This is a genomic window from Leifsonia sp. (assembly GCF_051955155.1).
Lineage (GTDB): Bacteria > Actinomycetota > Actinomycetes > Actinomycetales > Microbacteriaceae > Leifsonia.
Map to the genome: position 1 here is coordinate 28,430 of NZ_JBQCGZ010000030.1, position 14,723 is coordinate 43,152.

The 14,723-nt window shown below is 69.6% G+C and carries 13 protein-coding genes; 6 read left to right on the forward strand and 7 right to left on the reverse strand.

Translation table 11 applies throughout. The features are described 5' to 3' along the window. Positions 1-37: 37 nt before the first annotated feature. From pgl to tkt, 6 genes are read right to left on the reverse strand one after another with little or no spacing between them, the layout of a single operon-like run. A complete protein-coding gene (gene pgl / locus ACTHMF_RS03040) occupies positions 38-808 on the reverse strand; it encodes a 6-phosphogluconolactonase (RefSeq protein ID WP_314146957.1) in 771 nt (256 codons plus the stop codon). Next, a complete protein-coding gene (locus ACTHMF_RS03045) occupies positions 805-1,767 on the reverse strand; it encodes a glucose-6-phosphate dehydrogenase assembly protein OpcA (RefSeq protein WP_314146958.1) in 963 nt (320 codons plus the stop codon). Before ACTHMF_RS03045 ends, pgl begins: the two co-directional genes overlap by 4 nt. Then, positions 1,764-3,305 carry a glucose-6-phosphate dehydrogenase gene (gene zwf / locus ACTHMF_RS03050; protein ID WP_314146959.1) on the reverse strand — a complete coding sequence of 514 codons (1,542 nt, stop codon included), beginning with the start codon at positions 3,303-3,305 and terminating at the stop codon, positions 1,764-1,766. The genes ACTHMF_RS03045 and zwf overlap by 4 nt, the downstream gene beginning before the upstream one ends. A 12-nt stretch (positions 3,306-3,317) precedes the next feature. Beyond that, positions 3,318-4,928: a glucose-6-phosphate isomerase gene (locus tag ACTHMF_RS03055; protein WP_440316249.1), complete on the reverse strand. Its 1,611-nt coding sequence runs from the start codon at positions 4,926-4,928 to the stop codon at positions 3,318-3,320. Then, on the reverse strand, positions 4,925-6,052 hold the full coding sequence (gene tal / locus ACTHMF_RS03060) for a transaldolase (RefSeq protein WP_440316250.1): 1,128 nt from the start codon (positions 6,050-6,052) through the stop codon (positions 4,925-4,927). Before tal ends, ACTHMF_RS03055 begins: the two co-directional genes overlap by 4 nt. A gap of 32 nt (positions 6,053-6,084) precedes the next feature. Continuing rightward, complete coding sequence (gene tkt, locus ACTHMF_RS03065; RefSeq protein ID WP_440316251.1) at positions 6,085-8,178, reverse strand: transketolase; 2,094 nt, start codon at positions 8,176-8,178, stop codon at positions 6,085-6,087. A gap of 320 nt (positions 8,179-8,498) precedes the next feature. Between tkt and ACTHMF_RS03070 the strand changes: the two genes are divergently transcribed. Together ACTHMF_RS03070 and ACTHMF_RS03075 are read left to right on the forward strand one after the other, a co-directional pair. After that, complete coding sequence (locus ACTHMF_RS03070) at positions 8,499-9,422, forward strand: heme o synthase (RefSeq protein WP_314146963.1); 924 nt, start codon at positions 8,499-8,501, stop codon at positions 9,420-9,422. Positions 9,423-9,562: 140 nt separating this feature from the next. After that, complete coding sequence (locus ACTHMF_RS03075) at positions 9,563-10,105, forward strand: GNAT family N-acetyltransferase (protein ID WP_314146964.1); 543 nt, start codon at positions 9,563-9,565, stop codon at positions 10,103-10,105. Here ACTHMF_RS03075 and ACTHMF_RS03080 read toward each other — a convergent pair. After that, positions 10,079-11,020: a COX15/CtaA family protein gene (locus tag ACTHMF_RS03080; protein ID WP_314146965.1), complete on the reverse strand. Its 942-nt coding sequence runs from the start codon at positions 11,018-11,020 to the stop codon at positions 10,079-10,081. The two genes, ACTHMF_RS03075 and ACTHMF_RS03080, sit on opposite strands and share 27 nt — an antisense overlap. 313 nt (positions 11,021-11,333) lie before the next feature. On the opposite strand from ACTHMF_RS03080, the gene sufB reads away from it, so the two are divergent. From sufB to ACTHMF_RS03100, 4 genes are all read left to right on the forward strand, one after another. Continuing rightward, the gene (gene sufB, locus ACTHMF_RS03085) at positions 11,334-12,752 is read left to right on the forward strand and encodes a Fe-S cluster assembly protein SufB (RefSeq protein ID WP_314146966.1); all 1,419 of its coding nucleotides are present in this window, start codon (positions 11,334-11,336) and stop codon (positions 12,750-12,752) included. Position 12,753: 1 nt separating this feature from the next. Next, positions 12,754-13,941: a Fe-S cluster assembly protein SufD gene (gene sufD / locus ACTHMF_RS03090; protein WP_314146967.1), complete on the forward strand. Its 1,188-nt coding sequence runs from the start codon at positions 12,754-12,756 to the stop codon at positions 13,939-13,941. Then, positions 13,941-14,270 (forward strand): non-heme iron oxygenase ferredoxin subunit, encoded by a 330-nt coding sequence (locus tag ACTHMF_RS03095; RefSeq protein ID WP_314146968.1) that lies wholly within the window; start codon positions 13,941-13,943, stop codon positions 14,268-14,270. The genes sufD and ACTHMF_RS03095 overlap by 1 nt, the downstream gene beginning before the upstream one ends. 4 nt (positions 14,271-14,274) lie before the next feature. Beyond that, positions 14,275-14,723 (forward strand): ABC transporter ATP-binding protein (locus ACTHMF_RS03100; protein ID WP_440316252.1); only part of this gene is annotated, 449 nt, incomplete at its 3' end.

The following is a 14,723-nucleotide window of genomic DNA, read 5'->3' on the forward strand; positions in this document are numbered from 1 at the left end:
GTCACTCAACGCCGCAGAGACGCTGCGGGTCGCCTGTTCAGTAGCTGGGGGCGATGAGGTTCTCCGGCACGTCGACCGCCGCGTCCTTGTCCACGAAGAACACGGTGCGCTTGCGGCCCTTGGCGCCCGCGACCGGGACCTCGGTGTAGCTGGCGCCCGCCAGCGCGAGGCCGAGGGCGCTCGCCTTGTCGCTCCCGGCCAGCACCAGCCAGATGCGGTCGGAGGCGTTCAGCACCGGGCGGGTGAGGCTGAGGCGCGCGGGCGGCGGCTTCGGGGACTCGCGCTCGGCGATCACCGTCGCCTCCGTCTCGCGGATGCCGGCCCGGTCGGGGAACAGCGAGGCGATGTGGCCGTCCGGTCCGACGCCGAGGAACGTGATGTCGAACCGCGGGAACAGCTGGTCGTCCGGCGCGAACGCCTCCAGCTCCGCGGCGTACACGCGGGCGGCCTCGTCGATGTCGGCGATGTCGTCCGTCGCCGGGAACGGGTGGATGTTCTCCGGCGGCACGGCGATGTGGTCGAGCAGGGCCTCGCGCGCCTGGCGCTCGTTCCGCTCCTCGCTCGCACGCTCGACGAATCGCTCGTCGCCCCACCAGAAGTGCACCTTCGACCAGTCGATGGTGTCGCGGGCGGGGGAGGAGTTGACCGCCTCCAGCACCGCGATGCCCATCGTGCCGCCGGTGAGCGCGATGTTCGCGCCGCCCAGGTCGTCGAGGATGTCGATGGTCTTGGTGAGGAAGCGCGCGGCCACCGAGGCGGCGAGTGCTTCCTTGTCGGGGTGGACGAGCACCCGCCGTTCGTTCGTCATGCTGTCGCGTCCGCTCCCTCGTCGGCGGTCTCGAGCAGCCCGAGACCCTTCGTGATGACCTCTCCGTACAGGTCGTCCGGGTCCAGCCTACGCAATTCCTCCGCCAGGCAGTCCCGGAGGCTGCGGCGGGGGAGCGACAGGTCGTGGGTCGGCTGACCGGGCTGCGAGAGCCGTGCCACGTTCGGGATCTCGCGCTCGAGCTCGATCGTCCCGGACGCCCGCTCCATCCGCACGCCGTGGATGCCGCCGGAGCCGACCGCGCGCGAGGCGAGGTCGTACTGCACGGGCACCTGCAGCTGCAGGCGCAGCCACGCGGCGAGGAGCAGGGTGGAGGGGGAGTCGGCGGCGCCGGCCACCTCCACCGAGGTGATCGGCTCGTACGGCGGCTGGTCGAGAACGGCGGCGAGCTGCGCGCGCCACAGCGTCAGGCGCGTCCACGCGAAGTCGGTGTCGCCGGGGGCGTACGTCTTCGCGAGCTGGAACAGCGCCTCCTGCGGGTTCGGCTGCGCCGACGCGTCGGTGATCCGGCGGGTCGCGATCCGGCCGAGCGGCGAGTGCGACGCCTTCGCCGGGGCGATGCCCGGCCACCAGACGACGACGGGGGCGTCGGGGAGCAGCAGGCCGGTGACCAGCCCCTCCTCGTCGCTCGCCGTCTCCCCGTAGGCGCGGAGCACGATGACCTCGCTGGCCCCGGCGTCGCCGCCGACGCGGATCTGCGCGTCCAGCCGGCCCTCGCCCTTGGTGCTGCGCTCCTCCTCGGTCGAGACCACGATGACGCGCATCGGGTGCTCGCGGGAGGCGTCGTTGGCAGCCTCGATGGCCTCCTCCTCCTGACCGAGGTGGGTGGCGATGATCAGCGTGAGCACGCGGCCGAGGGCGACGGCGCCGCCCTCCTCGCGGATCTTGACCAGAGCCTTCGAGATGTTGCTGACCGTGGTGTCGGGCAGGTCGACGATCATGGACGCCTCCAAACGCGGCCGTCGCGAGCGAGCAGCTCGTCGGCCGACTCCGGGCCCCAGGTTCCGGGGCGGTACTGCTCTGGCTGACCCTGCGTGGCCCAGAACTCCTCGATCGGGTCGAGGATCTTCCAGGACAGCTCGACCTCCTCGTGGCGCGGGAACAGCGGCGGGTCGCCGAGCAGCACATCCAGGATGAGCCGCTCGTAGGCCTCGGGGCTCGCCTCGGTGAAGGCGTGGCCGTAGCCGAAGTCCATGCTGACGTCGCGCACCTGCATCCCGGCGCCAGGCACCTTGGAGCCGAAGCGGATGGTCACGCCCTCGTCCGGCTGCACGCGGATGACGAGCGCGTTCTGGCCGAGCGCGCTGGTCTGCGACTCGGCGAACAGCTGCTGCGGAGCGCGCTTGAAGACGACGGCGATCTCGGTGACCCGTCGGCCCAGGCGCTTGCCCGCGCGCAGGTAGAACGGGACGCCCGCCCAGCGGCGGGTGCCGATGCCGAGCTTGATGGCGGCGTAGGTCTCGGTGGTGGACTGGGGGTTCATCCCGTCCTCCTCCAGGAACCCGACGACCTTCTCGCCGCCCTGCCAGCCGCTGGAGTACTGGCCGCGGGCAGTCGCCTTCGCCAGGTCCTTCGGCAGCCGCACGGCGGCCAGCACCTTCTCCTTCTCGGCGCGCAGGTCGGCGGCGTCGAACGAGATCGGCTCCTCCATCGCGGTCAGCGCCAGCAGCTGGAGCAGGTGGTTCTGGATGACGTCGCGGGCAGCGCCGATGCCGTCGTAGTAGCCGGCACGACCCCCGACGCCGATGTCCTCGGCCATCGTGATCTGCACGTGGTCGACGTAGTTGGCGTTCCAGATCGGCTCGTACAGCTCGTTCGCGAAGCGCAGCGCCAGGATGTTCTGGACCGTCTCCTTGCCGAGGTAGTGGTCGATGCGGAACACCGAGTCCGGCGGAAACACCGACTCGACGACGTGGTTGAGCTCGCGCGCGGTCTTCAGGTCCGATCCGAACGGCTTCTCGATCACCACGCGGCGCCAGCCGTCCCCGGACTGGTCGGCCAGTCCGGAGCGGCGCAGCTGCTCGGTGACGATCGGGAACGCCTTCGGCGGGATCGACAGGTAGAACGCGTGGTTGCCCATCGTGCCGCGTTCCTTGTCGAGCGACTCCACCGTCTCCTTGAGGCGGCGGAACGCGTCGTCGTCGTCGAACTCGCCCGGCACGAAGCGGATGCCCTGCGCCAGCTGCTTCCAGACGTCGTCCTCGAACGGGGTGCGCGCGTACTGCTTGACCGCGTCGTAGACGACCTTCTCGAAGTCCTGGTCCTCCCAGTCACGCCGGGCGAAGCCGACGAGGGAGAACCCGGGCGGGAGCAGGCCGCGGTTGGCGAGGTCGTACACGGCCGGCATCAGCTTCTTGCGCGACAGGTCGCCCGTGACGCCGAAGATGATGAGGCTGCTCGGCCCCGCGATGCGGTTCAGCCGACGGTCGGAGGGCAACCTGAGCGGGTTGAACTCCGGGGTGATGTCCACCGGTGACAAGTGATGTTCTCCTCAGTTGACGGCCTCGAACAGCGAGACGACATCCGCCTCGGGGTTCGTGAGGGTCAGGGTCAGGACGGGACGGCCGTGTTCGCCGAGCACGCTGGCGTCGCCAGCGGCCTGGGCCTGGATGAGCTGGCCGAACGTGAACGGACGGTCGGGGATCTCCAGGTCCTCCGGCGCGGTCGCGGTGATCTGCAGGAACACGCCGACGGCGGGGCCGCCCTTGTGGAACTGACCGGTGGAGTGCAGGAACCGCGGGCCCCAGCCGAAGGTGACGGGACGCTTCGCCTTGGCGGCGAGCAGGTCGCGCACGCCGGCGAGCTGGGGGAGGGCCAGACGGTCGACGTAGGCCTGCACCGCGACGTAGCCGTCGGGTCCGAGCTGCGCGAGCAGCGCGTCCACGGCGGCGTCGAGCGTCGACGCACCGCCGAGGAAGTCACCCGTCGTGCGCACCTCGATGCCGCCCGCGGTGAACGCGGGCGCCGCCGGCTCCGGCCGGTTGTCGAGGAGCGCGCGGGCGGCGACCTTCGCCGCCTCCACATCGGGCTGGTCGAACGGATTGATGCCGAGCAGTCGACCCGCGACCGCGACGGCGTACTCCCAGACGATCAGCTGGGCGCCGAGGCTGCCGGAGACGAGGATCTCGCCCTCGTGGCGGTCGGCCGGGAACAGGTGGTGCGCCTCCGCGTTGGCGACGAGGCGCACGATCTGCAGGTCGGCAGGCTTCAGCTCCAGCTCGGGAGCCAGTTTGTCCAGCACGACCGGGAGCAGACCGGTGCCCTGCTTGCCGGTGGACTCGGCGATCAGCTGCTCGGCCCAGTCGGCGAAGCCGACGATGTGGGTGCCGTCCGCGACGATCCCCAGCTTGTCCTTGAGCGGGACGGTGCCGGCGATCGCGGCGCCGAGCACGAGGCCCGGGTTCGCGTCGTTGTCGACGGCGAGCTCGATGAGCGTCGCTTCCGCCTCGTCCAGCAGCTCGGAGATGTCCACGCCGGCGAGGCCGGACGGGACGAGACCGAACGCGGTGAGCGCCGAGTAGCGGCCGCCGACGTTCGGGTCGGCGTTGAACACCCGGTAGCCGGCCTCGCGGGCCGACTGGTCGAGCGGCGATCCGGGGTCGGTGACGACCACGATGCGCTCGCGCGGGTCGATGCCGGCCTCGCGGAACCACTTCTCGTAGATGCGGCGCTGGCTGTCCGTCTCCAGGGTCGAGCCCGACTTGGAGGAGATCACCACGGCGGTCGCCTCCAGGCGGTCGCGCAGGGCGGCGAGCACCTGGCCGGGGTCGGTGGAGTCGAGCACGGTGAGCTCGGCCTCGGCGGTCCGCGTGATCACCTCGGGCGCGAGCGAGGAGCCGCCCATGCCGCCGAGGACGATGTGGTCGACGCCCTTGGCGTGCAGCTCCTCGCGGAGCGCGACGATCTCGGCCACCAGGGGACGCGAGATCGCGACCGCCTCGGTCCAGCCGAGGCGCTTGGACGCCTCGGCCTCGGCGTCCGGGCCCCAGAGGGCCGGGTCGAGGGCGGTGATGCCCGAGGCCACCTTGTCGGCGACCAGCTGCGGGACGACGGTGGCGACCGCTTCCGCCGCCGCGCCGGTGACGTGGATGCGGAAGGTCACTTGGCGGCCTCCAGCGCGTTCTTGACCGTCTCGACGAGCTCGCCCCACGACACGTTGAACTTGTCGACGCCCTCGCGCTCCAGGGTCGCGGTCACGTCGTCGTAGTCGACGCCGAGAGCCGCGAGCTTGTTGAGCACCTCGTCGGCGTCCGCGTAGTTGCCGGTGACGGTGTCGCCGGTGATGACGCCGTGGTCGAACGTGGCGTCGAGCGTCTTCTCCGGCATCGTGTTCACGGTGTTCGGGGCGACCAGCTCGGTCACGTACAGGGTGTCGGGCAGGCTCGGGTCCTTGACGCCGGTGGACGCCCAGAGCGGGCGCTGCTCGTTGGCGCCGGCGGCGACCAGGCTCTTGGCGCGCTCGGAGGCGAAGGCCTCCTCGTACACCTGGTAGGCGAGGCGCGCGTTGGCGACGCCGGCCTTGCTCTTGAGGGCGAGCGCCTCGTCCGTGCCGATCGCGGTCAGGCGCTTGTCCACCTCGGTGTCGACGCGCGAGACGAAGAACGACGCGACCGACGGGATGCCGGAGAGGTCGATGCCCGCCGCCTTGGCCTTCTCGAGGCCGGTCAGGTACGCGTTGATGACCGCGCGGTAGCGCTCGAGGCTGAAGATCAGGGTCACGTTGACGCTGATGCCGGCCGCGATCGTCTCGGTGATGGCCTCGAGGCCCTCGACGGTCGCGGGGATCTTGATGAGCACGTTCGGCTTGTCGACCTTGGCGGCCAGCTTCTTGGCCTGCTCGATGGTCGCGGCGGCGTCGTGCGCGAGGCCGGGCTCGACCTCGATGGAGACGCGGCCGTCCACGCCGTTGGTGCGCTCGTAGATCTCGTGGAAGATGTCGCTGGCGTCGGCGACGTCGTCGGTCGTGATCTCGAAGATCGCGTCCTCGACGCTCACGCCGGCGGCGGCGAGCTTCGTGACCTGCTCGTCGTACGCCTCGCCCTTGGAGAGCGCGGTGGCGAAGATCGTGGGGTTGGTGGTCACGCCGACCACGTTCTTCTCGGCGATGAGCTTCTGCAGGCCGCCGGAGGCGATCCGCTCGCGGGACAGGTCGTCCAGCCAGATGCTGACGCCCGCGGCCGAGAGCTCGGCCGTGGGGGAGGCGGTGGTGGAGGTGGTGTCTGTCATTGTCTTCTTCTTCTCTTCCTCTGTGCCCGCGCTCAGAGCGACGCGAGCGATTCCTTCGCGGCGGCGACGGCGTGCTCGGTGGTCATGCCGAACTCGCGGAACAGCGTCTTGTAGTCGGCCGAGGCACCGAAGTGCTCGATCGACACGCTGCGGCCGTGGTCGCCGACGATCTTGTTCCAGGCCAGGGCGAGGCCGGCCTCGATCGACACGCGGGCCTTGACGTCCGCGGGGAGCACCTTCTCCTGGTACGCGGCGTCCTGCTCGTGGAACCACTCGAGGCAGGGCGCGGAGACGACGCGGGCGTTGATGCCCTCGCCCTTCAGCACCTCGCGCGCCTCGAGCGCGATCTGGACCTCGGAGCCGGTGGCGATGAACAGCACGTCCGGGGTGCCGCCCGGCGCCTCGGCCAGGATGTACGCGCCCTTGGCGACGTTCGCGGCCGAGGCGAGCGTGTCGCCGGTGGCCTCGCCGTCCCCACGCTCGAACACCGGGATGTTCTGGCGGGTCAGCGCGATGCCGGCCGGGCCCTCGCGGCGCTCCAGGATGGTCTTCCAGGCGTATGCGACCTCGTTCGCGTCGCCGGGGCGGACGACGTCGAGGTTCGGGATGGCGCGCAGGGTCGACAGCTGCTCGATCGGCTGGTGCGTCGGGCCGTCCTCGCCGAGCGCGACGGAGTCGTGCGTCCAGACGAAGATCGACGGCACCTTCATCAGCGCGGCCAGACGCACCGCGGGGCGCATGTAGTCGCTGAAGATGAGGAACGTGCCGCCGAACGGACGGGTCGGGCCGTGCAGCACGATGCCGTTCAGGATGGCGGCCATCGCGTGCTCGCGGATGCCGAAGTGCAGCACGCGGCCGTAGGGGTTCCCGGTCCACTCGTGCGTGGAGTGCACGTCGGGGACGAACGACGCCGCGCCCTCGATGGTGGTGTTGTTCGACTCGGCGAGGTCGGCGGAGCCGCCCCACAGCTCCGGCATGACCGACGCGATGGCGTTGATGACCTTGCCGCTCGCGGCGCGGGTGGAGACGTCCTTGCCCGGCTCGAAGACCGGAAGCACGCCCTCCAGGTCGGCGGGGGCCGCACCGGAGAGCAGGCGGTCCAGGAGCTCCTTGCGCTCCGGGTTCGCCGCGGCCCAGGCGTCGAAGCCCTTCTGCCACTCGGCGCGCTCCTGGGCGCCGCGCTCGATCGCCTTCCTGGTGTGCTCGATGACGTCCTCTGCGACCTCGAAGGTCTGCTCCGGGTCGAAGCCGAGCACCTCCTTGACGGCCTTGAGCTCGTCGGCGCCGAGGGCCGAGCCGTGGATCTTGCCGGTGTTCTGCTTCTTCGGCGACGGCCAGCCGATGATGGTCTTGAGGATGATGAGCGACGGCTTGTCGGTCACCTCCTGGGCGTTGACGATGGCCTGGTGCAGCTCCTGCACGTCCTCCTCGTAGACGCCCGTCTTCTTCCAGTCGACGACCTGCACGTGCCAGTGGTAGGCCTCGTAGCGCTTCTGGACGTCCTCGGTGAAGGCGATGTTGGTGTCGTCCTCGATCGAGATCTGGTTCGAGTCGTAGATCGCGATCAGGTTGCCGAGCTGCTGGTGGCCGGCGAGGCTCGACGCCTCGGAGCTGATGCCCTCCTCCAGGTCGCCGTCGGACGCGATCACGTAGACGTGGTGGTCGAACGGGCTGGTGCCGGGGGCGGCGTCCGGGTCGAACAGGCCGCGCTCGAAGCGCTGGGCGTAGGCGAAGCCGACCGCGGAGGAGATGCCCTGGCCGAGCGGGCCGGTGGTGATCTCGACGCCGTCGGTGTGGCCGTACTCCGGGTGGCCCGGCGTGAGCGAGCCCCACGTGCGCAGCGCCTTCAGGTCGTCGAGCTCCAGGCCGTAGCCGCCCAGGTAGAGCTGCACGTACTGCGTCAGCGAGCTGTGGCCGGCGGAGAGGATGAAGCGGTCGCGGCCCAGCCAGTGCTGGTCGCGCGGGTCGCGGCGCATGACCTTCTGGAACAGCAGGTATGCCGCGGGGGCCAGGCTCATCGCGGTGCCGGGATGACCGTTGCCCACCTTCTCCACCGCATCGGCCGCGAGGATTCGCGCCGTGTCTACTGCCTTGTTGTCAATGGGATCCCACTGCAGAGCTGCCACGTGAAAACTGACCCTTCGTAGATATGGTGAGGGTCGTCGTGTACCCGCACCGGTTGAGGTAGTGCGCGCCGTGGACGTCATCGGCGCCGACCCCCTTCTACCGTCACACTCCTACAAAGAAGGCGGGAAGGACAGGGGTGCCGGCTGGCGAGCATCTCCAAGTATAGGTAACACGCACGAAACACGGAGTGTTCCCCCGGGAAGGTGTGGCAGTGCCCCGTTCGCGGGGCGCGGACGGACCCGGATGCCGCCGTGACGTAGACTGGGCGAGGCCTGTGTCATCCCGGGCCGTCAGCGCGCACACACGATCTAGAGGAGCAATGGACGTCGCCGTAGAGAGCCGTGTCGAATCGGTCGGACGCATCGGCGTCGCCCGCAAGGTGAAGGCGTACATCGCGCTCACCAAGCCCCGTGTCGTCGAACTCCTGCTGGTGACGACCGTCCCCACGATGATCCTCGCGGCGAACGGCATCCCGAACCTCTGGCTGGTGCTCGCGACGGTGGTCGGCGGCTACATGTCGGCGGGGTCGGCCGGTGCGTTCAACTGCTACATCGACCGCGACATCGACCGCGTGATGCGGCGCACCAAGAACCGCCCGCTCGTCACCGGCGAGCTGAGCGACCGCGAGGCGCTCGTCTTCGCGTGGGGGCTCGGCATCGCCTCCGTGCTGGTGCTCGGTTTCTTCACCAACTGGCTCGCTGCGGCGCTGTCGGTCGCGGCGATCCTGCTCTACGTGGTCTTCTACACGCTGATCCTCAAGCGCCGCACGCCGCAGAACATCGTCTGGGGCGGCGTCGCCGGCTGCATGCCGGTGCTGATCGGCTGGGCCGCCGTGACCGGCTCGCTCGACTGGGCTCCCGTGATCCTGTTCGGGATCATCTTCCTGTGGACGCCGCCGCACTATTGGCCGCTGTCGATGAAGTACCGCGCCGACTACAAGGACGCGGGCGTCCCGATGCTCGCCGTGGTCCGCGGCCGCGCCGTCGTCGGCCTGCAGGTCATCCTCTACGCGTGGGCGATGGTCGCGTGCTCGCTGCTGCTCATCCCGGTCGGGCACATGGGCCTGCTCTACACCGCGGTCTCGCTGGTGGCCGGCGGCTGGTTCCTCTACGAGTCGCACCGCCTCTACAACCTGGCGATCCGGCACGAGTCGGTCTCGCCGATGCGCGTGTTCCACGGCTCGATCGCCTACCTGACGCTCATCTTCCTCGCGGTCGCGATCGACCCGCTGCTCCCGTTCTGACCTCGGCGGCACGCATTTGCGCCAAATCGCGGTTCTGACGCGCCCTGAACCGCGATTTGGCGCAAATGTTCCTCGAGCGGACGGGGCGGTCGTCTTCGCCACGAATGCGCAGGTCCGAAGCCGCTGCTAGCGTTTCGCGCGTGCAGGAGCTGCGGACCGACCGGCTGATCCTCGACGCGCCGCGGGAGGCGGACATCGAGGCGGTGCTCGCCGCCTGCCAGGACCCGGAGACGCAGCGCTGGATCCCGCTGCCGTCGCCGTACACGCGCGAGAACGCCGAGTACTTCGTGCGCAGCTACTGCCCGCACGGCCTCGCCTCCGGCCGGTACATCGTCTGGGCCCTGCGCGAGGGCCGGACGGCGCCCCTGGCCGGGGTGATCGAGGTGCGGGCGGACGAGGCGCCGGGTTCCGCCTCCCTCGGCTGCTGGTCTGTGCCCGCCGCTCGCGGCCGCGGGCTCTTCCGGGAGGGGCTGATCGCCGTGACCCGGCACGCGCTGGACCCGCACGGTCTCGGCTTCACGCGACTGCGCTGGGAACACCTGCTCGGGAACGCGGCGAGTGGCAGGCTCGCCGCGGCGGCCGGTTTCGCGTTCGACGCAGGCACGGCGCACACGGTGGAGTTCCGCGGCGAGCGGCGTCCTGCCGTGCTCGGAGTGCTAAGCCGAGACGGCGTCCTCGGCTGAGACGGTCGCGTCGGCGGAGGCGGCGGCGGGCGCCTTGAGCGAGAGGATCACCGCGGTCATCGCCGCCGCCAGCGTCGCCGCGAGCATCATGTGGATGCCGACCAGGATGCCGGGGAGCCCGGTGTTCGCCTGGATCAGGCCGACCCCGATCTGCAGCACCTCGACCGCGAGCAGGTACATCGCGTAGCGATGCACGCGCGTCGTCCGGATCCGCAGGGAGCCGACGACCAGCACGAGCGTCAGGGCGAAGGTGACGTACGCCGGGATCGCGTGCACGTGCTGCAGGATCTCCGGGTTCAGGCCGTTCCTCGGGGCGTTCGCGTCGCCGGCGTGCGGGCCGGAACCGGTGGTGGCGATGCCGACCAGGATGGTGATCGCCACGACGAAGCTGGTCAGGTGCGCGACTCCCGCGAACCAGCCGGGGACGGCGCGGACGCGCGGGCCCGGCACGGTGTACAGGCGCATCAGGAACGCCGTGCAGAGCGCGACGAGCACGATCGAGACCACGAAGTGCAGGCCGACGACGTACGGGTTCAGCTGGGTGAGCACGCTCAGGCCGCCGATGACCGCCTGCGCCGGGATGCCGAGGCCGGCCAGCAGGGTCAGCCAGAACAGGTCGGGGCGCTGCTTGCGCAGCTTCAGGATCGCGACGAAGGCGACGATGGCGATGATGCCGAGCAGCACGCCGAGCAGGCGGTTGCCGAACTCGATGATGCCGTGGATGCCCATCTCCGGCGTGTTGACGAGCGAGTCCGCCGTGCACTTCGGCCAGGTCGGGCAGCCGAGGCCGCTGGAGGTGAGCCGGACGAGGCCGCCGGTGCCGACGAGCACGATCTGACCGATCAGGTAGACCCAGGCGATGACCTTCAGCCGGGCGTCGACTCGGTCGGGCAGCCACGCGATGATGCGCTTCATAACTTCCTGGATTCCTCAGATCTCGTTCGATACTCGGCCAACGTGCAGGCGCGCCTCTACTATTACCGTCCCGCACCTGTAGAATTGGTGGGTTCGAGAAGCGCGCGCGAGAAGTGCGCGTGGCCGGCAGGGGTTTCTCTCCTGCGACCGGGGCACTGCCGCCCATGTCCTCGATCAGTTTAGGTACGCATCGTGCTTGTACGCACCACAGCCACCCGCACAATCAGGACGCTCCCGGCGTGGGCAGACACACGCCGTGAGAGGAATGAGCCGGACTGATATCCGGTTACGGGTGGAAGGAAACGAGGTAGATATGTCAGACATCCTGATCGACCGACCGGAACTCGCGAGCCTTGGGCAGTACGAGTTCGGTTGGGCCGACTCCGACGCCGCGGGGGCCTCCGCGCGTCGTGGGCTCTCTCCCGAGGTGGTGAAAGACATCTCCGCCCTCAAGAACGAGCCCGAGTGGATGCTGCAGCGCCGGCTCAAGGCCCTCCAGCTGTTCGAACGGAAGCCGATGCCCACCTGGGGCGCCGACCTGTCCGAGATCGACTTCGACAACATCAAGTACTTCGTCCGCTCCACCGAGAAGCAGGCCCAGAGCTGGGAGGACCTGCCGGAGGACATCCGGAACACGTACGAGAAGCTCGGCATCCCGGAGGCGGAGCGCCAGCGCCTCGTCGCCGGCGTCGCGGCCCAGTACGAGTCCGAGGTCGTCTACCACCAGATCCGCGAGGACCTGGAGGAGCAGGGCGTCATCTTCCTGGACACCGACACCGCGCTGCGCGAGCACCCCGAGTTCTTCGAGGAGTACTTCGGAACGGTCATCCCGTCCGGCGACAACAAGTTCGCCGCGCTGAACACGGCCGTCTGGTCGGGCGGCTCGTTCGTCTACGTGCCGAAGGGCGTGCACGTCGAGATCCCGCTGCAGGCTTACTTCCGCATCAACACGGAGAACATGGGCCAGTTCGAGCGGACGCTGATCATCGCCGACGAGGGCAGCTACGTCCACTACATCGAGGGCTGCACCGCCCCGATCTACAAGTCGGACTCGCTGCACTCCGCCGTGGTCGAGATCATCGTCAAGAAGAACGCCCGCGTGCGCTACACGACGATCCAGAACTGGTCGAACAACGTCTACAACCTCGTGACGAAGCGGGCGACCGCCGCCGAGGGCGCGACGATGGAGTGGGTCGACGGCAACATCGGCTCCAAGGTCACCATGAAGTACCCGTCGATCTACCTGATGGGCGAGCACGCCAAGGGTGAGACGCTGTCGGTCGCCTTCGCGGGCCCCGGTCAGCACCAGGACGCGGGCGCGAAGATGATCCACATGGCGCCGTACACGCAGTCCTCGATCGTCTCGAAGTCGATCGCGCGCGGCGGTGGCCGCGCCGGCTACCGCGGCGAGGTGCGGGTGGACGCGAACGCGCACCACGCCGCCAACACCGTGCGCTGCGACGCTCTGCTGGTCGACACGATCTCGCGCTCCGACACCTACCCCGCGATCGACATCCGCGTGGACGACGTGCAGCTCGGCCACGAGGCGACCGTCTCGCGGGTGAGCGAGGAGCAGCTGTTCTACCTGATGTCCAGGGGACTCCCGGAGGACGAGGCGATGGCCATGATCGTCCGCGGCTTCATCGAGCCGATCGCCCGCGAGCTCCCGATGGAATACGCACTCGAACTCAACAAGCTCATCGAGATGGGCATGGAAGGCTCTGTCGGCTGATATGACGACCCCCAGCACACCGACGCAGACCCAGGACACCGCGCCGGCGCCTCGGCACATGCGTGCGCCCGTCCCCGTCCAGACCCGCTCCGAGCGGTTCACGTCCACCGATGTCGCGGCCTTCCCCGAGGTCACCGGCCGCGAGGTGATGTGGAAGCACACGCCCGTCGCCCGGCTCGCCGAGCTCCTCTCCGGCGACCTCGACGGCGCGCCGTACGTGTTCGATCTGACTGCCGCCCCCGGCGTGCAGGCGACGTGGATCGGCCGCGACGACGCCCGCATCGGCTCGGCAGGCCTGCCGGAGGACCGCGCGTCCGCCAACGCCTGGACGAACTTCGAGCAGGCGCTGCTCGTGTCCATCACCGGTGACGACGTCAAGGAGGCGACGCTCACGCGTTCCGCCCTCGGCGGTCCCGCCCGTGCCGCGCACACGATCGTGGAGGTCGCCCCGGGTGCCCGCGCGACGCTCATCCTGCAGAACAGCGGTCCCGCGCACCTGAGCGAGAACGTCGAGTTCCTGCTCGGCGCCGGCTCCGACCTGACGGTCGTCTCCGTGCAGGAGTGGGACGACGACGCGCTGCACGTCGCCGCGCACTTCGCGGAGCTGGCCGAGAACGCCCGCATCAAGCACGTCGCAGTCACCCTCGGCGGCGGCGTCGTCCGGCTGAACCCGTCCGCGCACCTCGCCGGCGCCCGCTCGGACGCCGAGCTGCTCGGCGCCTACTTCGCCGACGCGACGCAGCACCTCGAGCAGCAGGTGTACGTCCACCACGACGGCCCGGAGACCCGCAGCCGCGTCACCTACAAGGGCGCGCTGCAGGGCGAGGGCGCGCGCACGGTGTGGATCGGCGACGTGCTGATCGGCCCGAAGGCGGTCGGCACCGACACCTACGAGCAGAACCGAAACCTCGTGCTCACCGACGGCGCGCGCGCCGACTCGGTGCCGAACCTCGAGATCGAGACCGGCGACATCGTCGGCGCCGGCCACGCCAGCGCCACCGGCCGGTTCGACGACGAGCAGCTGTTCTACCTGCAGTCGCGCGGCATCCCGGAAGAGGAGGCGCGCCGCCTGGTCGTGCGCGGCTTCCTCTTCGAGATCGTGCAGCAGATCGGCTCGCCCGAGCTCCAGGAGCGCCTGCAGGCCGCCATCGAGGCGGAGCTCGCTGTTTCCGTCACGGCGGCCAGCTGATGGCGGCGACCCGCGTCACGGCCGTCGGCGACCTGGTCGAGAATCAGGCCAGCCGCGTCGTCGTCGACGGCGTGCCGATTGCGCTCGTCAAGGACTCCGCCGGCGACATCCACGCCATCGGCGACACCTGCACGCACGGCGAGATCTCGCTGTCGGAGGGCTTCGTCGAGGGCGAGACGCTGGAGTGCTGGGCGCACGGCTCCCAGTTCTCGCTCGTCACCGGCAAGCCGCTCAACCTCCCGGCCTACGAGCCGGTCCCCGTCTTCCAGGTCGAGGTCATCGACGGAGACGTCTACATCGACCCGACCGTCACGAAAGAAATCCAGTAAAGACATGTCAACGCTTGAAATCCGCGACCTGCACGTCACCGTCGAGACCGACCAGGGCACCAAGCCCATCCTGAACGGCGTCGACCTCACCATCCGCGAGGGCGAGATCCACGCGATCATGGGCCCGAACGGCTCGGGCAAGTCGACCCTGGCGTACACCATCGCCGGCCACCCGAAGTACACCGTCACCGGCGGCACGATCACGCTCGACGGCGAGGACGTCCTCGCGATGAGCGTCGACGAGCGCGCCCGCGCCGGCCTGTTCCTTGCCATGCAGTACCCGGTCGAGATCCCCGGTGTCACCAACACCAACTTCCTGCGCACCGCGAAGACCGCGATCGACGGTCAGGCGCCGGCGATCCGCACCTGGGTGAAGGACGTCCGCGAGTCGATGACCGCGCTGCGCATGGACTCCTCGTTCGCCGAGCGCAACGTCAACGAGGGCTTCTCCGG